This window comes from Streptomyces venetus, assembly GCF_039540295.1.
Taxonomy (GTDB): domain Bacteria; phylum Actinomycetota; class Actinomycetes; order Streptomycetales; family Streptomycetaceae; genus Streptomyces; species Streptomyces venetus.
In genome coordinates this window covers 1-22,171 of the sequence record NZ_BAABET010000003.1, presented here as the reverse complement: position 1 = coordinate 22,171, position 22,171 = coordinate 1, and the positions used below count along the sequence as shown (strand labels likewise).

General features: G+C 73.5%; 20 protein-coding genes. 12 read left to right on the top strand and 8 right to left on the bottom strand.

What is annotated here, in order from left to right; all coding sequences use genetic code 11:
- Positions 1 to 56: 56 nt before the first annotated feature.
- The 3 genes from ABEA82_RS09960 to ABEA82_RS09950 all read right to left on the bottom strand — a co-directional run bounded on the left by ABEA82_RS09960 (position 57) and on the right by ABEA82_RS09950 (position 3,354).
- A complete protein-coding gene (locus tag ABEA82_RS09960; RefSeq protein ID WP_345661034.1) occupies positions 57 to 560 on the bottom strand; it encodes a nuclear transport factor 2 family protein in 504 nt (167 codons plus the stop codon).
- Positions 557 to 1,447: a dihydropteroate synthase gene (gene folP, locus ABEA82_RS09955; protein WP_345661033.1), complete on the bottom strand. Its 891-nt coding sequence runs from the start codon at positions 1,445 to 1,447 to the stop codon at positions 557 to 559. The genes ABEA82_RS09960 and folP overlap by 4 nt, the downstream gene beginning before the upstream one ends.
- A 62-nt stretch (positions 1,448 to 1,509) precedes the next feature.
- On the bottom strand, positions 1,510 to 3,354 hold the full coding sequence (locus ABEA82_RS09950; protein WP_345661032.1) for a phosphatidylglycerol lysyltransferase domain-containing protein: 1,845 nt from the start codon (positions 3,352 to 3,354) through the stop codon (positions 1,510 to 1,512).
- A gap of 238 nt (positions 3,355 to 3,592) precedes the next feature.
- On the opposite strand from ABEA82_RS09950, the gene ABEA82_RS09945 reads away from it, so the two are divergent.
- Together ABEA82_RS09945 and ABEA82_RS09940 are read left to right on the top strand one after the other, a co-directional pair.
- Complete coding sequence (locus tag ABEA82_RS09945; protein ID WP_345661684.1) at positions 3,593 to 4,711, top strand: alpha/beta hydrolase; 1,119 nt, start codon at positions 3,593 to 3,595, stop codon at positions 4,709 to 4,711.
- A gap of 145 nt (positions 4,712 to 4,856) precedes the next feature.
- On the top strand, positions 4,857 to 6,083 hold the full coding sequence (locus tag ABEA82_RS09940) for a hypothetical protein (RefSeq protein WP_345661031.1): 1,227 nt from the start codon (positions 4,857 to 4,859) through the stop codon (positions 6,081 to 6,083).
- A gap of 73 nt (positions 6,084 to 6,156) precedes the next feature.
- Here the strand turns inward: ABEA82_RS09940 and ABEA82_RS09935 are convergent, their stop codons facing one another.
- The gene (locus ABEA82_RS09935; RefSeq protein ID WP_345661683.1) at positions 6,157 to 7,452 is read right to left on the bottom strand and encodes a PH domain-containing protein; all 1,296 of its coding nucleotides are present in this window, start codon (positions 7,450 to 7,452) and stop codon (positions 6,157 to 6,159) included.
- A gap of 410 nt (positions 7,453 to 7,862) precedes the next feature.
- Positions 7,863 to 8,438 (bottom strand): PH domain-containing protein, encoded by a 576-nt coding sequence (locus ABEA82_RS09930; protein WP_345661030.1) that lies wholly within the window; start codon positions 8,436 to 8,438, stop codon positions 7,863 to 7,865.
- 31 nt (positions 8,439 to 8,469) lie between these two features.
- Between ABEA82_RS09930 and ABEA82_RS09925 the strand changes: the two genes are divergently transcribed.
- Complete coding sequence (locus ABEA82_RS09925) at positions 8,470 to 9,621, top strand: NADH-quinone oxidoreductase subunit D (RefSeq protein ID WP_345661029.1); 1,152 nt, start codon at positions 8,470 to 8,472, stop codon at positions 9,619 to 9,621.
- A 25-nt stretch (positions 9,622 to 9,646) separates the two neighbouring features.
- Here the strand turns inward: ABEA82_RS09925 and ABEA82_RS09920 are convergent, their stop codons facing one another.
- Positions 9,647 to 10,657: an SAM-dependent methyltransferase gene (locus tag ABEA82_RS09920; RefSeq protein WP_345661028.1), complete on the bottom strand. Its 1,011-nt coding sequence runs from the start codon at positions 10,655 to 10,657 to the stop codon at positions 9,647 to 9,649.
- A 118-nt stretch (positions 10,658 to 10,775) separates the two neighbouring features.
- Between ABEA82_RS09920 and ABEA82_RS09915 the strand changes: the two genes are divergently transcribed.
- A complete protein-coding gene (locus ABEA82_RS09915; protein ID WP_345661027.1) occupies positions 10,776 to 11,966 on the top strand; it encodes a sensor histidine kinase in 1,191 nt (396 codons plus the stop codon).
- 53 nt (positions 11,967 to 12,019) lie between these two features.
- A complete protein-coding gene (locus tag ABEA82_RS09910; RefSeq protein WP_345661026.1) occupies positions 12,020 to 12,691 on the top strand; it encodes a response regulator transcription factor in 672 nt (223 codons plus the stop codon).
- A 34-nt stretch (positions 12,692 to 12,725) separates the two neighbouring features.
- Here the strand turns inward: ABEA82_RS09910 and ABEA82_RS09905 are convergent, their stop codons facing one another.
- Entirely contained in the window at positions 12,726 to 13,838 is a 1,113-nt protein-coding gene (locus tag ABEA82_RS09905) for a DUF5937 family protein (RefSeq protein ID WP_345661025.1), read from the bottom strand.
- A 159-nt stretch (positions 13,839 to 13,997) separates the two neighbouring features.
- On the opposite strand from ABEA82_RS09905, the gene ABEA82_RS09900 reads away from it, so the two are divergent.
- Positions 13,998 to 14,219 (top strand): hypothetical protein, encoded by a 222-nt coding sequence (locus ABEA82_RS09900; RefSeq protein ID WP_039933360.1) that lies wholly within the window; start codon positions 13,998 to 14,000, stop codon positions 14,217 to 14,219.
- On the opposite strand, the gene ABEA82_RS09895 is transcribed toward ABEA82_RS09900, so the two are convergent.
- Entirely contained in the window at positions 14,209 to 15,393 is a 1,185-nt protein-coding gene (locus ABEA82_RS09895; protein WP_345661024.1) for a threonine aldolase family protein, read from the bottom strand. The genes ABEA82_RS09900 and ABEA82_RS09895 overlap by 11 nt on opposite strands.
- A 194-nt stretch (positions 15,394 to 15,587) precedes the next feature.
- On the opposite strand from ABEA82_RS09895, the gene ABEA82_RS09890 reads away from it, so the two are divergent.
- From ABEA82_RS09890 to ABEA82_RS09865, 6 genes are all read left to right on the top strand, one after another.
- Positions 15,588 to 16,517, top strand: coding sequence for a Rossmann-like and DUF2520 domain-containing protein (locus tag ABEA82_RS09890; protein ID WP_345661023.1), 930 nt, complete (start codon positions 15,588 to 15,590; stop codon positions 16,515 to 16,517).
- The gene (gene panC, locus ABEA82_RS09885) at positions 16,514 to 17,506 is read left to right on the top strand and encodes a pantoate--beta-alanine ligase (RefSeq protein WP_345661022.1); all 993 of its coding nucleotides are present in this window, start codon (positions 16,514 to 16,516) and stop codon (positions 17,504 to 17,506) included. The genes ABEA82_RS09890 and panC overlap by 4 nt, the downstream gene beginning before the upstream one ends.
- Positions 17,503 to 19,266 (top strand): L-aspartate oxidase, encoded by a 1,764-nt coding sequence (locus ABEA82_RS09880; RefSeq protein ID WP_345661021.1) that lies wholly within the window; start codon positions 17,503 to 17,505, stop codon positions 19,264 to 19,266. Before panC ends, ABEA82_RS09880 begins: the two co-directional genes overlap by 4 nt.
- A gap of 5 nt (positions 19,267 to 19,271) precedes the next feature.
- Positions 19,272 to 20,246, top strand: a complete 975-nt coding sequence (gene nadC / locus ABEA82_RS09875) for a carboxylating nicotinate-nucleotide diphosphorylase (protein WP_345661020.1) — start codon at positions 19,272 to 19,274, stop codon at positions 20,244 to 20,246.
- A gap of 14 nt (positions 20,247 to 20,260) precedes the next feature.
- On the top strand, positions 20,261 to 21,058 hold the full coding sequence (locus ABEA82_RS09870) for a type III pantothenate kinase (RefSeq protein ID WP_345661019.1): 798 nt from the start codon (positions 20,261 to 20,263) through the stop codon (positions 21,056 to 21,058).
- 525 nt (positions 21,059 to 21,583) lie between these two features.
- On the top strand, positions 21,584 to 22,171 hold a 588-nt coding region (locus ABEA82_RS09865; protein ID WP_345661018.1), incomplete at its 3' end, for a hypothetical protein.

Genomic DNA, 22,171 nt, shown 5'->3' with positions numbered 1-22,171 from the left:
GGCCGTCCCGGCCTCCGTTCCTGGCTCCGGAGGGCCCTTGTCAGGCGACTACCCAGTCAGGAGGGGGTCTCGTCGCCCTCCTCCTCGTCGTTTTCGGCCAGAACGGGGGAAGCGTGGTGCGACCAGAGCTTCCACCCCTGGGGCGTGCGCCGGAACACATTGGTGGCGACCACGAGCTGTCCGACGAGCGGGCCGAGTTCCTCGTCACCCTTGGGGGCGGGTCCGCCGCTGAGGATGTTCTCCGTACAGGTGACCAGGGCGGTGTCGCCGGTGACGGAGACGTGCACGTCGGTCAGGAAGAACTGGATGTAGTCGGTGTTCGCCATGATCAGCGCGTAGGAGCGCAGGACCTCGCCGCGGCCGGTGAGCACGGGCCAGCCGGGGTGCACGCAGGAGACCACGCCGGTGTCGGCCGGGTCGTGGTACTCCTCGTCGACGCCCAGGTCGGAGGGGGTCAGCCAGAGTGACGCCAGTTCCTCGAAGTCGCCCCGCTCCAGCGCCTCGTAGAAGGCGGTGTTGGCTGCCTCGACCTGCTCGACGTCGGTGTGTGGGGCGCTCACCGGGCTCCTTCTGCGCCGGTGTGAGCCGTCCGCGCCGTCTCGATGGCGTGGGCGACCCGTACCGCGTCCGCTGTGGCGCGTACCTCGTGCACGCGTACCGCCCACGCGCCGGCGTGCGCCGCGAGCGCGGAGACGGCGGCGGTGGCGGCGTCGCGTTCGCGGGCGGGCGGGGGAGGGCCGTCCGGTCCGGCGAGGACCCGGCCGAGGAACCGTTTGCGGGAGGCGGCGACGAGCAGCGGGTGGCCGAGGCCGAGTATCCGGTCGAGGCCGGCGAGGAGCGCGAGGTCGTGCCCGGCGTCCTTGGAGAAGCCGAGGCCGGGGTCGACGATGACGCGGTCCGGTGCGATGCCGCCCGCGAGGACGGCCTCCACGCGGGCGTGGAGCTCGTCGGCGACCTCGGTGACGACGTCCTGGTACACGCCCCTGACGTTGCCGCCCTGGAGGAAGCCGCGCCAGTGCATGACGACGAAGGGGGCGCCGGCGTCGGCGACGGCGGGGATCATGCGCGGGTCGGCGAGGCCGCCGCTGACGTCGTTGACGAGGGCGGCGCCCGCGGTGAGGGCCTGTGCGGCCACGGAGGCGCGCATGGTGTCGACGGAGACCGTGACGCCCTCGGAGGCCAGACCGCGGACGACGGGGAGGACGCGGCGGAGCTCCTCGGCCTCGTCCACCCGGGTGGCGCCGGGGCGGGTGGACTCGCCGCCGACGTCGACGAGGTCCGCGCCCTCGGTGACCAGTTCCAGGCCCCGTTTGACGGCGGCCGTGGTGTCGAAGAAGCGGCCGCCGTCGGAGAAGGAGTCGGGGGTGACGTTCACGACTCCCATGACCGCGCAGCGGTCCCATCCCGGCAGGCCCTCGACGCGCCCGCGTCCGCTCTGGTTGCTCATATGTTCAGCGTAGGCCCAGGGGGCGGCCGTCAGGCGCTGCGGCCCGGGCCGGTCCGGGCCGGTCATGCAGCCCGGACGTTCCGCTCCGCCGTCGTGCCGTGGGCGCAGGGGCGGCGGCCGGCCGGGCGACGGCGGCGCAGGAAGCGCGGCAGGGGCAGGGCGAGGTTGACGAAGCCTTCGGCCTGCATGGCGGCGAAGCCGATGCGGGGCAGGTCGGCGGGGGCGCGGTAGACGACGAAGCGGGGTTCCCAGCGGGGCTGGAACTTGGCGTTGAACTTGTACAGGGATTCGATCTGGAACCAGCGGGAGAGGAAGACGAGCAGTCCGCGCCAGGCGCGCAGCACCGGGCCGGCGCCGATCTTCTCGCCGCGTGCCAGGGCCGCGCGGAACATGGCGAAGTTGAGCGAGACGCGGGTGATCCCGAGCTTGGGGGCGGCCTGGAGGGCGGCGACGATGAGCAGTTCGTTCATGCCGGGGTCGGCCGTGCGGTCGCGGCGCATGAGGTCCAGTGAGGCGCCGTCGGTGCCCCAGGGCACGAAGTGCAGGATCGCCTTGAGGTCGCCGTAGGGGCCGGGGTGCTCGTCCTGTTTGTGGGCGGTGGCGATGAGGCAGTCGCCGTCGGCGGGGTCGCCGACGCGGCCCAGGGCCATGGAGAAGCCGCGCTCGGTGTCGGTGCCGCGCCAGTCGTCGGCGGCGCGGCGGATGCGTTCCAGCTCGGCCTCGCCGAGGTCACGGACACGTCGTACCCGGGTTTCGTAACCGGCGCGCTCGATGCGCTTGACCATCTGGCGCACGTTGCGCATCGCGCGGCCGGCGAGTGAGAAATCCTTGACGTCCACCACCGCCTCGTCACCCAGTTCGAGGGCGTCGAGCCCGGTCTCGCGGGTCCACACCTCGCCGCCGGTCTCGGAGCAGCCCATGACGGCAGGGGTCCAGGAGTGGGCCTTGGCCTCGTCCATGAACTGTTCGATGGCGCCGGGCCAGGCCTCGACGTCGCCGATGGGGTCGCCGCTGGCGAGCATCACGCCGGAGACCACGCGGTACGTCACCGCGGCCTTGCCGCTGGGGGAGAAGACGACGGCCTTGTCGCGGCGCAGCGCGAAGTGGCCGAGGGAGTCGCGGCCGCCGTGCTTGTCGAGCAGGGCGCGCAGCCGGGCCTCGTCCTCCTCGGTGAGCTGCGCGGCGGGGTGTTCGGGGCGGAAGGCCAGGTAGATGGTGGTGACGGCGGTGAGCAGGCCGAGGGCGCCGAGCGAGAAGGCGACCGTCCACGAGGTGGTGCCCTGGTAGTCGACGGGCCCCTCGAAGCCGAACAGGCCGTAGACCACGTGGGTGATGCGGTCGGCCAGGCTGGGGTCGCCGACCATGGACTCGCCCTGGACGCTGACGATGAGCAGACCCAGCAGGAGCGAACCCGCGCTCATGAGGACGAAATTGGCGAGTGCCCGCCAGCGGCTGCGCGGGTCGGGCAGGGCGTCGAACTGGTCGCGGTGGCGCAGCAGGGGTGCCAGCAGGGCCAGGGAGATCAGGACGCCCACGATCGAGTGCCGGTAGGTGAACTGCGCGACGGCACCGGCCGGGAGCAGGGCCACGGCCGCCCGCCAGGCCCGGCGCTTGCCGCGTTTGAGGCCGTGGGCGAGCAGCAGCAACAGCACACCGGCGCTGAGGGCCAGGGCGGCCGCGAACGGGCCGAACGCGCCCGGCAGCACCTCGGCAAGCGCGTGCATGCGGCTGTGCCGGAAGCGCGGGAAGACGCCCCCCGCGATGTCCAGGACGCCCACGAGGGCGCACGCTCTGCCGACGAGGAGGGGAACGGCCTCGGGGCGTGGACCGCGCAGCAGCCGGCGTCCCCGGCTCACCCGGTCTGGACGAGCCGCACCGCTGCCGCGACGCGGAACCTCACCCGACATTTCCTCATCTGTCCTGACAGACATCGCATCCCGTAGTTCTGCGAGAGACCTTGGATCCGGTGCCGATTCGGGCATCCGGCGACATTGCGCCCTCTAGGACGTTGTCTCGGGGAGAGAGGTTCACTCCCCACGTCAAAGCCGTTTCAAAGGCCAAGGAAAGTCCGGGACAAGCCCTCGCGAAGGTGTGAGCGCGTCGAGTGACCGGGCGGAAAGCGTGTGCAGGTATTCACCCATGGGTCTGGGTCTCACGAGCAACATGGTGCTGACGCTCGCGGTGCTGTCCGCGGTGCTGCTGTTCGCCGGCACGGTCTGGCTGTGGCCGCGGCTGGCCCGGCGCGGTTGGCGGTCCGTGGGCGGACGCGTCGGTCTGCTGCTGGCCACGCAGGTGGCGCTGTTCGCCGCGGTGGGCCTCGCGGCCAACCAGGCTTTCGGTTTCTACGCGAGCTGGGCGGATCTGTTCGGGCAGGAGAAGGACCAGGGCGTCGTCGTCGACCACATGCCGGGCGACGGCCCGCTGGAGGTGGTCGGCACCGGGCGGGTGCCGGGGGCGGGCGGGGTGCGGCCCCGGTCCGGCGGCCGGATCCAGCAGGTCGACATCGTGGGCCGGACGACCCGGATCGCCACGCCCGCGTACGTGTACCTGCCGCCGGAGTACTTCCAGCCCCGGTACCGCACCCGTACGTTCCCCGCGGCCGTCGTCCTGACCGGTTACCCGGGCACGGCCTCGGCGCTGGTGGAGAAGCTCCACTATCCGCGCACGGCACTGGAGCTGGCCCGGGCGGGCCGGGCGCGGCCGATGATCCTGGTGATGCTGCGGCCGACCGTGGCGCCGCCCCGGGACACGGAGTGCGTGGACATCCCGGGCGGCCCGCAGACCGAGTCGTTCTTCGCCAGGGATCTGCCCGAAGCGTTGCGCGCGCACTACAGGGTGAGCGAAAAGCGGGGCGGGCTGGGCATCATCGGCAACTCGACGGGCGGCTACTGCGCCTTGAAGATCGCCATGCACCATCCCGATGTGTACGCCGCCGGGGCGGGCTTGTCCGCGTACTACAAGGCGCCGATCGACGCCACCACGGGGGATCTCTTCCGGGGTGACAAAGGACTGCGCAATCGCGCCGACCTGTGGTGGTGTCTCAGGCACGAGCCCGCACCCGACACCTCACTGCTCGTCACCAGCAGCAGGTCCGGCGAGTCCAACCACAAGGACACGCTGCGGTTCATCGAGCGGGTGAGGGCCACCGGGCGGACGCGGATCTCGTCGATCATCCTGGAAAGCGGCGGGCACAACTTCAACACGTGGCGGCGCGAGATTCCGGCGACGCTGGAGTGGATCGGGGAGCGGCTGAACGGGCGTTGAAAATGATCTTGGGAATTGAGTGAGGGGCGGATTCCGCTTCTTACCGGGTCTTCCCGAGTTCTGATGCCGTGTGAACGCATCGGTGTGGCTTTGTTTTTGCGGGGCGGCTCACCATGATTCGCCTACGCGCGGTAAGTTTCTGGCCATGCCACGTGGACGTCATCGCCATTCCCCGCCCCTGCACAGGCTGCTGCCCCCGTCGGCGATCGCAGGCGTCTCCCTCGTCTGCGCCCTGGGGCCCTGGGTGTTCACGGAGCCGACGGTGCTCCGCGGTCTCGCCGCTGCCGCCGCTGCGACGGCGGTCGTCGGCGCCGTCGTGCTGCGCCACTGGGACATCCAGGCGGGCAAGCGCGTCGCCGACCTCACGCGCGGGCGGGCGAGCGACGAGTGGCGCTTCGAGGAGCGCGTCGCCGAACTGGAGACCGACCTCGAGGAATCCCGCGAGCTGCGCGGGAAGCTGGAGCAGCGACTGCGCGCGAAGCGCACGGAACTGGCCAAGCTGCGCAACGAACACGCCGCGCTGCTGCGCCGGTACGCCACCGCGGAGGCGGATCGCGCGAGCGTCCTGGAGGAACGCCGGGTCCTCGAGATAGAGGCGACGGCGCCGGTCCGGGCCGCGCTGCCGTCGGGCACGCCGAAGACCGAAGAATCCCCCGCCGCCGAGGCCGAGACGCTCGGCGTCGAGGAGCAGCCCGGGATCCCGGCGGTGTTCTCACCGGAGGGCACCCGGCTGTTCCTGCGGGCCAAGGTGGCGCTCGCCCGGTTCGACGCCGACACGGTCCCGGACCCGGACGGCGGCGGCGACGGCGACGGTGACGGCGTCCCGAAGGGCGAAGAGGCGGAGCCCGCGCAGGCCGAGGCGACGGACGAACAGCCGGAGCAGGCACCGGAGGACGAGCCGCAGGGGCAGTCCGAGGCGGCCGCCGGAAGCGAGCGCGCGAGCGCCGGTACGCCGGGTACGTCCGCCGGTACCTCGGGTACGACCGCCGGTACGCCCGGTACGACCGCCGGAACGCGGGGTATTTCCGCCGACGAGCCGCTCCCGCAGCCTGCCCCACCGGGGCACTACACCGTGCCGACCGCCGTGGCTGTCGCGCCCCAGACCTCCGTGCGACGCCCGCTGACCGAGGGCGGGTTCGACTTCTTCGGCACGAAGCAGGGGACGTCACGGGCCGCCCTGGAGGCGGTGCAGAACGAGGACCTGGCCGACGTCGTCGGGCAGGAGGCCCTCGCCCTGCACAAGGCCGAGGCCGAGGCCCGGTACAAGCCGGCGGACGAGGAGTCACGGGCGGTCGGCCAGGTCATCGACCTGACGGCGCACGACGAGACGGAACAGATCGACGTACAGGGGCTGCGCAGCGCGGTCTCCTGAGACCGGCTTCAGCGAGAAGTCGAGAGAAGGCCCCCCGGCTCCGGCCGGGGGGCCTTCTCACTGCTGCCGCGGGTCACGCCATCCAGCGGTCCGGCCGCGCGTCCCGGCGCCCGGTCCGCGACCGCTCCGCCTGTGCCGCCAGCAGGTCGCGCGCCTCGGCCGCGTCCCGCAGCCGTGCCCGCACCGTCTGGTCCGCGCCCGTGTCCACGCACACGTCGGCCACGCCCCGGGCCCGCTCCCAGGGCCCCTGCGTCATCCGTACGCTCTGCACCTTGGCGTGCGGTACCAGCGCCAGAGTCCGGCACAGCAGCCCGGACCGGGCCGCGAACACCGCGTCGGTGACGGCGAGTCCGTACCCGCGCCACCACAGCGGCACGCACCACCGGGCGCGGCGCGGCGGCGGCGACAGGGCCGCGTGCTGCGGCACGGTCACCCCGGGCAGCACACGCGCGACGACGGCCTCGGCGAGCTCGCGCGGAGCGACGGGTATCAGCAAGGAGTTGGCGGAGCCCGACACGTCCAGCTCCACCCGCACCCAGCCCCGCCGCCGCCACAACAGCGGCTCCACGATCCGCACGCTCTGCACCCGTCCCGGAGGCACCGTCTCGTGGGCCCGGTCCAGCAGGCCGTGGTCGATGCGCAGCCCGTCGGGCGACTCGGCCACCGTCCAGTCGTACTCGGCGACGAAGCGCCCCACACTGCTCGCGCCGGCCGCGCCCAGCAGTGGCAGGGCGACGGCCAGGAGCGTCCACACGCTCTCCGTGGCCAGCCACAGCAGCGGCGGGACGACGAGCGCCGCGGCCAGCGTGCCCCAGGTCGCCCCGCTCAGCACCAGCGACACGGCGAGCACGCCGGGCGGCACGCGCAGCAACTGCCGGGCCGGTGCCTCGCCGACCTCGTGCGCGGTCCCGGGTGCGAAGCCGGCCGCCCGCGCGAGCAGTTCGGCCCGCAGCGCCCGGGCCTCGTCGGCGCCGAGGAAGGCCAGTTCGTCCTTCTTGTCGGTACCTATGACGTCGAGCTTCAGCTTGGCGACGCCCGCGACCCGGGCGAGCAGGGGCTGGGTGACGTCGATCGCCTGGATCCGCTCCAGCCGGATGTGCGCGGTGCGCCGGAACACCAGCCCGGTACGGATGCGCAGTTCGGACTCGGTCACCGCGAAGTGCGTGAACCACCAGGAGCAGAAGCCGTACAGGGCGGCGGCCGGGACGATCACGGCGAGGCCGATCAGCAGCGTGGTCGTCGTCAGCCGGGACAGCTGGCGCTGCGCCCCGTCGGGGTCGTGCACGGCCCAGCCGAACAGCACGGCGACCGGCGCCCAAGCCCGCCTGAGCGGCGTAACGGGATGCAGCCGCCGCTCCACCACCTCCACAACACCCTCCGAGGCGTCGCCGACGGGGGCGAGGGCCCCGGCGGCCTCGATCGACCCTGTCCCGACGGTGGTGGCCCCGGTCTCGGTGGTGGTTCCTACGGGCTTGGCGGCCCCTGCGGGCTCGGCGGTGGGGCGTGTGGTTTCGCTGGCCCCGGGCTCTGCGGCGGCCCTCGCGGGCTCGGAGGTCCCGGTCTCGGCGGCGTCGGCCCCTGGCTCTGCGGCGGCCCTCGCGGGCTGGGTGGCCCTGGTCTCGGCGGCGGTAGTCACGGTCTCGGCGGTGGTTTCCGCGGGCTCGGTGGCCCCGGTCGCGGCGGTAGTCCCAGGTTCTTCGGCGGCCCCGGCGTCCCCTGCGTCCTCTGCGGCCCCCGCAACCCCTGTGGGCTCGCCCGCGTCGGCGGGCTCGGGCGTTGTCACAGTCCCGCCGATCGGGCCTCGCCCAGCTCGGTGAGCCGGTCGCGCAGGCGTTCCGCCTCGGCCGGGTCCAGGCCCGGGATCGTCGCGTCGGTCGCCGCGGCGGCCGTGTGCAGCTGCACGCTGGCCAGCCCGAAGTGCCGCTCGACGGGCCCGGAGGTGACCTCGACCAGCTGCATCCGCCCGTACGGCACGACCGTCTCCTCGCGCCACAGCACGCCCCGGCTGATCAGCAGGTCGTCGGCGCGTTCGGCGTACCGCCAGGAGCGCCAGTTGCGGTCGACCATGACCCAGCCCCAGGCCATCAACGCGAGCGGCGGCAGCGCGAACGCGGCCCAGGCGGGCCCGGCCAGCAGGCCCGGCACCAGCCCGGCGGCCAGCGCGATCAGCCCCAGCCACACCACCAGCAGCAACCGCCGCATCTTCAGCAGCCCCGGCGGCAGCGCGATCCACACCGGCTCGCCCTCGCCCTCGCGCTCGCCCTCGACCGCCTCCGCCGTGCCCTGTGGCCCCACTGTCCCCGCCGACCCCGGCCCAGACCCCGGCCCCGCGTCCCGCGGGCTCCCCGTCTCCATAGGGCCAGCGTACGTAGGAGAGACTGTGTCCATGACTCCTACGACGGAGACCATGGTCGGAATCGGCGGCGCCGCGGAGAGCACCGACATGGTGCTCAACATCGGGCCCCAGCACCCGTCCACGCACGGCGTGCTGCGGCTGAAGCTCGTCCTGGACGGCGAGCGCATCAGGCACGCGGAGCCGGTGATCGGCTACATGCACCGGGGCGCGGAGAAGCTGTTCGAGGCACGCGACTACCGCCAGATCATCATGCTGGCCAACCGTCACGACTGGCTGTCGGCGTTCTCCAACGAGCTGGGCGTCGTCCTCGCCGTGGAGCGGATGCTCGGCATGGAGGTCCCCGAGCGCGCGGTGTGGCTGCGCACGCTGCTCGCCGAGCTGAACCGGGTGCTGAACCACCTGATGTTCCTCGGCTCGTACCCGCTGGAGCTCGGCGGGATCACCCCGATCTTCTACGCCTTCCGGGAGCGCGAGGAGCTCCAGCACGTGATGGAGGAGGTCTCCGGCGGGCGGATGCACTACATGTTCAACCGCGTCGGCGGCCTCAAGGAGGACCTGCCGGCCGGGTGGACGACACGCGCGCGTGCCGCCGTCGCCGACGTACGGTCCCGGATGGACCGGTTCGACGACCTGGTGATCGGCAACGAGATCTTCCGGGGGCGCACCCGCGGCGTGGGCACGCTCACGCCGGAGACCGTGCACGCCTACGGGGTCAGCGGGCCGATCGGCCGGGCCTCGGGCGTCGACTTCGACCTGCGCCGCGACGAGCCGTACCTCGCGTACGGCGAGCTGGGCGACGTCCTGAAGGTGGTCACCCGGCAGGAGGGCGACTGCCTCGCCCGCTTCGAGTGCCTCCTGGAGCAGACCCACAACGCGCTGGACCTCGCCGACGCCTGCCTCGACCGCCTCGCCGAGCTGCCCCCCGGGCCGGTCAACCAGCGGCTCCCCAAGGTGCTGAAGGCGCCCGAGGGCCACACGTACGCCTGGACCGAGAACCCGCTCGGCATCAACGGCTACTACCTGGTCAGCAAGGGGGAGAAGACTCCGTACCGGCTGAAGCTGCGCTCGGCCTCGTACAACAACATCCAGGCGCTGACGGAGCTGCTGCCCGGGACGCTGGTCGCCGACATGGTGGCGATCCTGGGATCGATGTTCTTCGTGGTCGGAGACATCGACAAGTAGCGGCTCGTTCCTGAGAAGTCGCGGCTCATTCCTGGAGCGGGTTCGGGACGCCGATCGGCTGCACCAGCCACCCGAAGTCCCCCAGCCCGCCCGTCGCGGTGAGCTCGGCGGCCTCTCCGGCGCTCGCGAGGGCGCGTACGTAGGCGGCGGGGTCGGTGGACGCCAGCGTGAGCGGGGGGCGCGCGCCGGTCACGCCCAGCGCGCGCAGCGCCTCGCGTTGCGGGAGCAGCAGCCCACCGGGCAGCGCGCACGCGTCGAGCGCGACATGGGCCGTGATGTCGCACGAGCCGTCCGGTACGGCGGTGGTCTCGCGGCCGTCCCGGAAGCCGGTGAGGGTTCCGAACGGCGGTCGCGCGTCCGCCGTGTGCGCGTAGTCGACGGCGACGGCGAGCCCCCGCTCCAGCGTGCCGGCCGCCGAGGCCCAGGCCTCGTCCCGGGGCAGGCCGATCTCGGCCCGCAGCCCCGCCTCGCCGGGCAGTGGCCACCACCGCTCCAGCCACCGGGCCTCCGCCGGGCCGACCGGCTCCCCGAGCCGCTCGCTCCCGTCCTCCCGGACCAGCACCAGCCGCGCCACACCCGCGGCGTCCACCTCCACGACGTCCACCGGTACGTTGTCCAGCCACTCGTTGGCGAACAGCAGCCCGTTCGACCCCGGCGGAGGCGTGTCCCGCCACTCGATCCGGTGATCGAGCCCTTCGGGTCGTTCGGCGACCTCGACGGCGTACGCGCGCGTGCGGGCCGCCACGTCGGCCGGAAGCGCGTCGAGTACCCCGGCGGCCAGCTCGCCCCGCCCGGCCGCCATGTCGACGAAGTCCAGCGCCCCGGGGCGGCCGAGCGCCTCGTCGACCCGGCACAGCAGCCGCGCCACGGCCCCCGCGAACAGCGGCGAAGCGTGCACGGACGTACGGAAGTGCCCGGCCGGTCCCTCGGCCCGGCGATAGAAGCCGCCCGGTCCGTACAGGGCCTCCCGCGCCGCCGTACGCCACCCTCGCCACTCCGGCCACACGGGCCTCTGGCCTCTCTTTCCTGCTGTCACCAGGCCAGGCTATGCGCACACAACGTACGCAACTCCACCTTGCGGAGTACGCGTGCCCGGTGCGGATCGGCCCTCCGGTTGACCCCTGCACCTATCTCGCTTCCCTACGCTGGGTTACGTGCAGCGCCTCTATGACTTCCTCCGCAGGCACCCGATGTGGGTCGACGGCTCCTGGGCCGCGGTCCTCCTCGGGATTTCCGTGGTCGGCGGAGTGGCGGGCGGATACGGCTCACCGGCCGTCGCCGTTCCGCTCACGCTGCTGTTGTGCCTGGTGGTCGCGCTGCGCCGCCGACTGCCGGAGAAGATGCTGCTGCTCGCCACCGCGGTCGGCCTGGCACAGCTGATCACCGACGTCAAGATGGGCCCCGCCGACTTCGCCATGCTGGTGATCGTCTACACGGTCGCGGCGGAGGGCGCCCGCTGGGCCTCCCGCTTCGCCCTCGGCGCCGGCCTGTGCGCGGCCCCCGTGGCCCATCTGCGCTGGCCGAGCGACCAGACGAACGTCGCGGGCAACATCGCCCTGACGATCTTCATGACCGTGCCCTTCGCCCTCGCCTGGGTGCTCGGCGACTCCATCCGCACCCGCCGCGCCTACTTCGCGCAGCTGGAGGAGCGGGCCGCGCGGCTGGAGAAGGAGCGCGAGGCCCAGTCCAAGGTCGCCGTCGCCGCCGAGCGCGCCCGTATCGCCCGCGAGTTGCACGACGTCGTCGCGCACAACGTGTCGGTGATGGTGGTCCAGGCCGACGGTGCCGCCTACGTCCTCGACGCCGCGCCCGACCAGGCGAAGAAGGCCCTGGAGACCATCTCCTCCACCGGCCGCCAGGCCCTCGCCGAGATGCGCCGCCTGCTGGGCGTGCTGCGCACCGGGGAGCACCAGGAGGCCGGCGAGTACGTGCCGCAGCCCGATGTCCAGCAGATCGAGGACCTCGTCGAGCAGTGCCGCGGGCACGGACTGCCCGTCGACTTCAAGGTCGAGGGCACGCCCCGCCCGCTGCCCAGCGGTGTCGAGCTCACCGCGTACCGCATCGTGCAGGAGGCGCTCACCAACACCCGCAAGCACGGCGGGCCCAACGCGGGCGCGAGTGTGCGCCTGGTGTACTTCGACGACGGTCTCGGACTGCTCGTCGAGGACGACGGCAAGGGCGCCCCGCACGAGCTGTACGAGGAGGGCGGGTTCGACGGCCAGGGCCACGGCCTGATCGGCATGCGCGAACGGGTCGGCATGGTCGGCGGCACCCTGGACGCCGGCCCGCGCCCCGGCGGCGGATTCCGCATCAGCGCCCTGCTGCCTCTCAAGGCCGCCGGCTGACGCCCGCTCACCCCCTTCGCCCGCACCTGTAACCGAGAGATGGAAGAGGCCCCATGACGATCCGCGTGATGCTCGTCGACGACCAGGTGCTGCTGCGCACCGGGTTCCGGATGGTGCTCGCCGCCCAGCCGGACATGGAGGTCGTGGCGGAGGCGGGCGACGGCGTCGAGGCCCTCCAGGCGCTCCGCTCGACCGAGGTCGACGTGGTGCTGATGGACGTCCGCATGCCGAAGCTCGACGGCGTGGAGACGACCCGCCGCATCTGCGCGGACACCGACCCGCCGAAGGTGCTCATCCTGACCACCTTCGACCTCGACGAGTACGCCTTCTCCGGGCTGAAGGCGGGCGCCTCCGGCTTCATGCTCAAGGACGTGCCGCCCGGCGAGCTCCTGACCGCGATCCGCTCGGTGCACAGCGGTGACGCGGTCGTCGCGCCCTCCACCACCCGACGGCTCCTGGACCGCTTCGCGCCGATGCTGCCGGGCACCGCGAAGCAGCCCCAGCACCAGGAACTGGAGCGGCTCACCGACCGTGAGCGCGAGGTCATGGTGCTGGTCGCGCAGGGCCTGTCCAACGGCGAGATCGCGGCCCGGCTGGTGCTGTCCGAGGCGACCGTGAAGACGCACGTGGGCCGGATCCTGACCAAGCTGGGGCTCAGGGACCGGGTGCAGGTCGTGGTGCTGGCCTACGAGACGGGGCTGGTGCGGGCGGGCGGCCACGGCTGACCCGTACGCCGGGGTGGCCCGTACGCCGGGGCGGCTATCGGAGGATCCCCTCCAGGAACTCGCTGCCCAGCCGCGCCACCACCGCCACGTCCAGCTGATGCAGCACGTAGCGCCCGCGGCGGCGGGTGGTGACCAGACCCGCCTTCTTCAGCACGGCCAGGTGCCGGGATATCTCCGGGGCCGTCATGCCGTGCGTCTGCGCCAGCTCGCTGGTGGTGTAGGCGCTGCGGGCCAGATAACGGCACATGCGCATCCGCACGGGGTGGGACAGCGCCGTCATGCGCAGGGCGAGCCGCTCCAGGTTGGGCGGGGCGGCGAGCTCGGGGGAGCCGACCGGGTAGTGCAGCACCGGCTGCCAGCCGTGGCGGTACAGGACCATCAGATGCGGCCAGCCGAGGCTCGTCGGGACGAGCAGCAGGCCGCCGCCATCGCCGGTGGCCGTGCCGTCGTCGCGGCCCAGTTTGTCGACCGTGATCCGAGCGGACTCCTCGTCGAGCGTGATCGCCGAAGACACCGCGGCCAGCGCCTCTGCCATGCCCTTGTGCCGCAGGAGATCCGTCTTGTGCCGGGCGTCCGCCGCGAGTTGGTGGCGCAGCCGGGACCAGGCCTCGGCGAAGAACGCCTCGTCGCAGTCCCGGAGGAACTGCCGCAGCCAGGCCCGGATCGCCGGCGGGTCGGCCAGCAGCCGCTCGCTGAACCGCAACTGCTGCGGCCCGCGCGCGGCCGCCAAATCCAGGGTGCGGCGACGCACCTCGGGGTCGGACAGGGCGGTGGGCCCGCCCGAGCCGTACCCGGGCGTACAGGTGAACTCCAGCGCCGCGTCCACGAACTGTTCGTCCGACAGCTTGTCCAGCAGGTCCAGCTCCTCGGCGAGCGTGCCGCCCGGGAGGGTGCCGCGGCCCGGCAGACCCGCGCAGGGCAGGAACAGGTCCGAGAACGTCGTCCGCCACAGGAAGTCGGCCTCGCACATGCGGTCGGCCAGATGCGGGTCGAGCCGGGCGGTCACGCCGGTCACCCAGCCCTGGAGGCCCGGGTGGTGCGCCGGCTCGGACAGCGCGTGCAACGCCATGCCCAGCTCGGCCAGGGGCGACGGCACGACGGCGACCCCCTCCGGCCGCAGCCCCGTGATGTCGATGTGCACGCTCATGCCCTCATGGTGCACCCCGCCACTGACAACGCCGCCGTCGATTGACGGGCGTCGTCAATCGGCGCGACGCCGTCGCCGGCCCCGGCGCACTGTGGGAGCACCGGGGCAGCCGCGGAGCCTTCGGACCTCCATCACCCCGTCCCAGCAAGGCGATTCACCATGAGCATCACGCAGCAGCACCTTCTCGACGCCTACCGTGCCCAGCGGCTCGGCGAGCCCGCCCCGCCCGCGCCCGGCACCAACGACTGGCAGGCCGTACGCGAGTGGCGCGCCGAGCGGCGGTTCCGGGCCGTCGTCGCCGGGCGCCCGGCCCGGCTGCGGACCCGGATACGGCACACCCTGGCCCGTTGGCTGCCCCCACGGCGCCGCCCTAGCCACTGACCTCCCGGGGCAGCCGGGCGACGAAGTCGGCCACCGCCGTCTTCACGTCCTCGGCCCTCCACTCCAGCCCGGCGGACCGCACATGGACGTCGGTGCAGGCCAGGCCCGGCCCGCTCGGCTCCCAGGCGTGGCCGAACAGGACGTCGCCGGTCTCCTCGGCCGCCCGTACCGCCGCCTCCGCGAGGACGCCGGCCTCGTACGGCAGCCACACCTGGAAGTCGTGGGTGTGCGGCACCTCCGGGTACACGCGCGCCCACGGCACCCCGGCCGACGCGAACCCCTCGCGCAGGGCGGCGGCCACCACGCGCGCGTGGGCGACGTACTCCGGCAGCCGCGGCAGTTCCCGCTCCAGCCCGACGAGCGCCGACAGGGCCGTGGGGAACTGCTGGAAGACCTGCCCGCCGTACCGGTGCCGCCAGGCCTTCGCCTCCTCCACCAGCTCGGCCGGACCCGCCACCGCCGCGCCGCCGAACGCCTCCAGGGACTTGTAGAACGACACGTAGACGCTGTCGGCCAGGCCCGCGATCTCGTCCAGGGAGTGGCCGAGAGCGGTCGTGGACTCCCACAGCCGGGCCCCGTCGAAGTGCACCACCGCGTCCCGCTCCCGCGCGGCCGCCACCACCTCGGTGAGCTCTTCCCAGGAGGGCAGCACGTAACCGGCGTCCCTGAGCGGCAGTTCCAGCATCAGCGCCCCGAAGAGCTCCTCGAAGTCGCGCACCTCGGCGGCGGTCGGCAGCCGTGGCTCGCTCGTCACCCGCACCGTGCGCAGCCCGCCGACCTCGCTCAATGCGTTCCGCTCGTGCACCTCGGGGTGGCTGAGCGCGTGCAGGGCGACCGTCCGGTCACCGGTCCGGCCCGCCCAGCAGCGCAGGGCCACCTGCTGGGCCATCGTGCCCGTCGGGAAGAACGCGGCGTCCTCGGTGCCCAGCAGCCCGGCGACCTTCGTCTCCAGCGCCTCGACGACGCCGTCCCCGTAGACGTCGGACAGCTCGTCCAGGTCGTACACGTCCGCCGCCCCGTCCAGCAGCGCGAGCCGCTCCCGGAGCGTGCGGTGGAAGCCGAAGCGCGCGAACACGCGTCGCGCGCCGCGGTGGGCGGCCAGCCGCCTCTCACGTATCCCGGTGCTCCGGTCGTCGCCCGCCACCCGCTCGTCGTGATCCGCCGTGTCAGTCATGCCCGGATCCTCCCTCGCCCGCCCTCGGCCGGGCACCCGCATTTCGGTACACCGTCTCTCGGTACGCCGTCCAGGAACACGGCGTGTGAATACACAGCCTGTGGACAACCGAACGCCCCTCGAACCGATCGCGTTAACATGACGAGAAATCGTCCGGTACCCGGAGCGGACTGGAACGGGAAGGCCGCCGTCGAGTGAACACAACCCCACAGCCAGACCCCAAGGACCGCCCCGCGCGGCTCACCGTCGGCGTCGTCGGCGCCGGACGCGTGGGACCCGCACTGGCGGCGTCCCTCCAGCTCGCCGGGCACCGCCCGGTCGCCGTCTCGGCCGTCTCGGACGCCTCCCGGCGCCGCGCGGCGCAGCTGCTGCCCGACGTGCCCGTGATGCCGCCCGCCGAGGTCCTCCAGCGGTCCGACCTGGTCCTGCTCACCGTCCCCGACGACGCCCTGCCCGACCTGGTCGCCGGCCTCGTCGACACCGGGTCCGTACGGCCGGGGCAGCTCCTCGTCCACACCTCCGGGCGGTACGGCGCGCGGGTGCTCGAACCCGCCCTGCGCGCGGGCGCCCTGCCGCTGGCCCTGCACCCCGCGATGACCTTCACGGGCACGCCCGTGGACGTGCAGCGCCTGGCCGGCTGCTCCTTCGGCGTCACCGCGCCCGAGGAGCTGCGGCTGGCCGCCGAGGCCCTCGTCATCGAGATGGGCGGCGAACCCGAGTGGATCGCCGAGGAGAACCGCCCGCTCTACCACGCGGCACTCGCGCTCGGCGCCAACCACCTGGTCACCCTGGTCGCCCAGTCCCTGGAGCTGCTGCGCGCCGCCGGAGTCGCCGCCCCGGACCGGATGCTCGGCCCGCTGCTCGGCGCCGCCCTGGACAACGCCCTGCGCTCCGGCGACGCCGCCCTCACCGGCCCCGTCGCGCGCGGCGACGCCGGCACCGTCGCCGCGCACGTCACCGAGCTGCGTCGGCACGCCCCGCAGGCCGTCGACGGCTATCTGGCGATGGCCCGCGCGACCGCCGACCGGGCCCTGGCACACGGCCTGCTGAAGCCGGAACTCGCCGAGGACCTCCTCGGGGTACTCGCCCACGGGACCGACGGCACCGAAGGGGATGCCCGATGACCACCGCCCTGCTGCACACCGCCGCCGAACTGCGCGCACGCACGCGTGCGGGCCGCCGCGCCGTGGTGATGACCATGGGCGCCCTCCACGAGGGCCACGCCACGCTGATCCGCACCGCCCGCGCCCTCGCGGGACCCGACGGCGAGGTCGTCGTCACCGTCTTCGTCAACCCGCTCCAGTTCGGCGCGGGCGAGGACCTCGACCGCTACCCGCGCACCCTGGACGCCGACCTCAAGCTCGCCGAGGAGTCCGGCGCGGACGTCGTGTTCGCCCCCGGCGTCGACGAGGTGTACCCCGGCGGCGAGCCCCAGGTCCGCATCAGCGCGGGCCCCATGGGCGAGCGCCTGGAGGGCTCCTCCCGCCCCGGCCACTTCGACGGCATGCTCACGGTCGTCGCCAAGCTGCTGCACCTGACTCGCCCCGACGCCGCCCTGTACGGCCAGAAGGACGCCCAGCAGCTCGCCCTGATCCGCCGCATGGTGCGGGATCTGAACTTCGGCGTGGAGATCGTCGGCGTCCCCACCGTCCGCGAGGAGGACGGCCTGGCCCTGTCCAGCCGCAACCGCTACCTCTCAACCGCCGAGCGGCGCACCGCCCTCGCGCTGTCCGGTGCCCTGTTCGCGGGCCAGGACCGGCACGCCGCGCAGGAGGCGCTGCGCGCCCGGGCCCGTGAGGTGCCCGCCACGCGCGCGCGTGCGGAGGCCCTCAGCGCCATAGGGGAGTCCCGCGCGGCAGCGGACGCCCACGCCGTCGCGACGGCCGTCCCGGGCGGCCCGGCCGCCGTCCGCGCGGCCACCCGCCAGGTCCTCGACGAGGCCGCCCGCCTCGAACCGCCGCTCGCCCTGGACTACCTCGCCCTGGTCGACCCGTCCGACTTCACCGAGATCCCGGACGACTTCACCGGCGAGGCCGTCCTCGCCGTCGCCGCCCGGGTCGGCACGACCCGGCTGATCGACAACATCCCCCTCACCTTCGGAGCCGCCTCGTGACCAGCACAGGCATACGACTGCACGCCCCGGCCCCCGGGTGGTCCATCGCCGCAGACGTCGTGGTCGTCGGCTCCGGCGTCGCCGGCCTGACCGCCGCCCTGCGCTGCGAGGCGGCCGGCCTGCGCACCGTCGTCGTCACCAAGGCCCGCCTCGACGACGGCTCCACCCGCTGGGCCCAGGGCGGCGTCGCCGCGGCCCTCGGCGAGGGCGACACCCCCGAACAGCACCTCGACGACACCCTCGTCGCCGGTGCCGGCCTGTGCGACGAGGAAGCGGTCCGCCTCCTCGTCACCGAGGGCCCCGACGCCGTACGCCGCCTGATCGAGACCGGCGCCCGGTTCGACGAGTCCGCCGAGGGCGACCTGGAACTCACCCGCGAGGGCGGCCACCACCGCCGCCGCATCGCCCACGCCGGCGGCGACGCCACCGGCGCCGAGATCTCCCGCGCCCTGGTCGAGGCCGTACGCGCGATCGGGAGGGGCGAGCGCGAAGCGCTCTCGGGCAAGGATGGCGGTGGGCGACGGGCGGGACTGCGCACTGTCGAGAACGCGCTCGTCCTGGACCTCCTCACGGACGCCGAGGGCCACACGGCCGGCGTGACCCTGCACGTCATGGGCGAGGGCCAGCACGACGGCGTGGGGGCCGTCCACGCGCCCGCGGTGGTCCTCGCGACCGGCGGCATGGGCCAGGTCTTCTCGGCGACCACCAACCCGTCCGTCTCCACGGGCGACGGCGTGGCCCTGGCGCTGCGCGCGGGCGCCGAGGTGAGCGACCTGGAGTTCGTCCAGTTCCACCCGACGGTCCTCTTCCTGGGCCGGGACGCGGAGGGCCAGCAGCCCCTGGTCTCCGAGGCGGTACGCGGCGAGGGCGCCCACCTGGTCGACGCCGACGGCGTGCGCTTCATGCTCGGCCGGCACGAACTGGCCGAACTCGCGCCCCGGGACATCGTCGCCAAGGGCATCCTGCGCCGCATGCAGGAGCGGGACGCCGAGCACATGTACCTCGACGCCCGGCACTTCGGCGCGGACATGTGGGAACACCGCTTCCCGACGATCCTCGCCGCCTGCCGCGCCCACGGCATCGACCCGGTCACCGAGCCCATCCCGGTCGCCCCGGCGGCCCACTACGCCTCCGGCGGCGTCCGCACCGACTCCCACGGCCGTACGACCGTCCCGGGCCTGTACGCGTGCGGCGAGGTCGCCTGCACCGGCGTGCACGGCGCCAACCGCCTGGCCTCCAACTCCCTCCTCGAAGGGCTGGTCTACGCCGAGCGCATCGCGGCCGACATCGCGGCGAGGGGCCTCCACGCGCGCGTGCCGCAGCCGCTCCCGCACCCGGAGACCCCCGAGCACCCCCTGCAGCCCGCGGAGGCCCGCTTCACGATCCAGCGGATCATGACGCTCGGAGCCGGCGTCCTGCGCTCCGAGGAGTCCCTCGCGAAGGCCTCCGAGCGCCTCCAGCAGCTGCACACTGACGCCCGCGACGCCCTCGCCGAGAACGGCAAGACCTCCGAGCCCGGCGTCGACACCTGGGAGGCCACCAACCTCCTATGCGTCGCCCGCGTCCTGGTCGCCGCCGCCCGGCTGCGCGAGGAGACCCGGGGCTGCCACTGGCGCGAGGACCGCCCCGAGCGCGACGACACCAGCTGGCAGCGGCACATCGTCGTGACCCTGAACCCCGACCGCTCGCTGGCCGTGCGGACCACGGACAGCACACACTTCCCTACGACCTTCCGCCCCCAGGCACCCCAGGAGCAGTGACCGACGTGAGCACCCCCGACCTTCCCCTCGCCCCGTCCGGAGGCTGCGGCGACGGCTGCGCCTGCGGAGCGGACGAAGAGGCGTACCTCGAGTGCGGCCTGGACCCCGCGCTCGCCCAGCTCCTGGCCGACGCCGGCCTCGACCCCGTCGAGGTCGAGGACATCGCCAACGTGGCCCTCCAGGAGGACCTGGCGGGCGGCGTGGACGTGACCACCGTCGCCACGATCCCCGAGGACGCGGTGTCCACCGCCGACTTCACGGCCCGCGAGGCGGGCGTCGTGGCGGGCCTCCGCGTCGCCGAGGCCGTCATCTCCGTCGTCTGCGAGGAGGAGCTCGAGATCGAGCGCCACGCGGAGGACGGCGACCGTGTCGAGGCGGGCCAGAAGCTCCTCTCGGTCACCACCCGCACCCGCGACCTCCTCACGGCCGAACGCAGCGCGCTCAACATCCTGTGCCGCCTGTCGGGCATCGCCACGGCCACGCGCGCGTGGGCGGACATCCTGGAGGGCACCAAGGCCAGGGTCCGCGACACCCGCAAGACCACGCCCGGCCTGCGCTCGCTCGAGAAGTACGCGGTCCGCTGCGGCGGCGGCGTCAACCACCGGATGTCCCTCTCGGACGCGGCCCTCGTCAAGGACAACCACGTGGTCGCCGCGGGCGGTGTCGCCCAGGCCTTCAGGGCGGTGCGCGAACGCTTCCCCGACGTCCCCATCGAGGTCGAGGTCGACACCCTGCACCAGCTCCGCGAGGTCCTGGACGCCGGCGCCGACCTGATCCTCCTGGACAACTTCACGCCGGGCGAGTGCGAGGAGGCGGTGGCGATCGCCCAGGGCCGCGCCGCCCTGGAGGCCTCGGGCCGCCTCACCGTCGACGACGCCAAGGCCTACGCGGTCACGGGCGTCGACTACCTGGCCGTCGGCGCCCTCACCCACTCCTCGCCGGTCCTGGACATCGGCCTCGACCTCCGGCCGGCGGAGTAGGCGGGTACGGGGCCATGCTGCTCACGATCGACGTAGGCAACACCCACACCGTCCTGGGCCTGTTCGACGGCGAGGAGATCGTCGAACACTGGCGCATCTCCACGGACGCCCGCCGCACCGCCGACGAGCTGGCGGTCCTCCTCCAGGGCCTGATGGGCATGCACCCGCTCCTGGGTGACGAACTCGGCGACGGCATCGACGGCATCGCGATCTGCGCGACCGTCCCCTCGGTCCTGCACGAACTCCGCGAGGTGACGCGCCGCTACTACGGCGACGTCCCCGCGGTCCTCGTAGAACCGGGCGTCAAGACGGGCGTCCCGATCCTCACCGACAACCCCAAGGAGGTCGGCGCGGACCGCATCATCAACGCGGTCGCGGCCGTCGAGCTCTACGGCGGCCCGGCCGTTGTCGTCGACTTCGGCACGGCGACGACGTTCGACGCGGTCAGCGCGCGCGGCGAGTACGTCGGCGGGGTCATCGCCCCCGGCATCGAGATCTCCGTCGAGGCCCTCGGCGTCCGAGGAGCCCAGCTCCGCAAGATCGAGGTGGCCCGCCCCCGCAGCGTCATCGGCAAGAACACGGTCGAGGCGATGCAGTCGGGCATCATCTACGGTTTCGCCGGCCAGGTCGACGGGGTCGTCCACCGCATGGCGCGCGAGCTGGCCGACGATCCCGACGACGTCACGGTCATCGCGACCGGGGGCTTGGCGCCGATGGTGCTGGGTGAGTCGTCGGTCATCGACGAGCACGAGCCGTGGCTCACCCTGATCGGATTGCGGCTGGTGTACGAACGGAACGTGTCCCGTATGTGAGCGGCCACCCGGCATTGGTGTCAAGGCGGGGGGCATTGCGCAGCCCGGCGTAGCGGGGTGCCGCTGCGCCCACCCTCCCCCAAGCTCTCGGCTTCGCTCGAGCAGGGAGGACCCCCATCGCCCCAGCGGCACGACTGCCCGCAGCACCGGTGCGAGGTGCTCGGCGTCGGTGCCCGGGGCGGGGCGTTGCGCAACTCGGCGGAGCGAGGTGCCGCTGCGCCCACCCGTGCCGCCCCAGCGGCACGACTGCCCGCAGCTAGGGGCACGCATGCCCGCAGCTGGGGCGGATGCGCCCGCAGCCGCCGACGTGCGCAAGGGGCCGTGTCGGGGGGTGTTCGCCCGCAGTGGGCGGCGCGTGTGACGCCAGTTAGTCGGTAGGTGACCTGGTCGCGCCGTTCCGAGGACGGACACCCCCCGGCGCGGCCCCGACCCACAGCCCCCACGGGCCCCACCCACCCGAGTGGTCCCCCACGCCACACCCACCCGCTATGACGGATTTGTCTGATTAGCGCGTATCGTCGCCGCATGCCCACGCCATACGGATCCCGCGGCGGCATGGCGTTCGGCGTGGAGGAGCTGCGTGTGCTCCGCCGCGCTCTCGCCCTCGCCCTTCACCCCACCTCCGCCTCGTCCGACGACGTCCAGGACTGCCTCCGCCTCGCCGAGTCGTTCGACGAGGCGATGCGGGAGGGTGCCAGGCTGCGTGCCTTCCTCGTGGCCGACCTCGGCCGGTACCGCGCCGCCCTCCCAGGCACCGCAGCCGGCTACCTCACACTCCTGGACGAGGCTCTGGGCGCCGGCTACCGCCCCCACCCCGACGACCTCGCCGCCCTGAGCGCCCTGCGCGGCAACCCCACCGCCGCCGCCCTCCTGGACCGCTGCGACCCGTCCGCCGCCGAGCAGCACGCACCCACCGTCCCGGCCTCCCGCACCCGCCTCCGCTCCCTCCCCGGAGGCCTGGCCGACATCGCCCGCCCCCGGCCCGCCGCCGACACCCCCGAGAAGAAGCCCGCACGAAAGCCCCCCGCCTCCCCGAAGCCCGCACCCAAGCCCACCCCGGCCCCCGCCCCACCGCCGGCCCCCGCCCCGGCCCTCGGCACCCCGAAGCCCTCC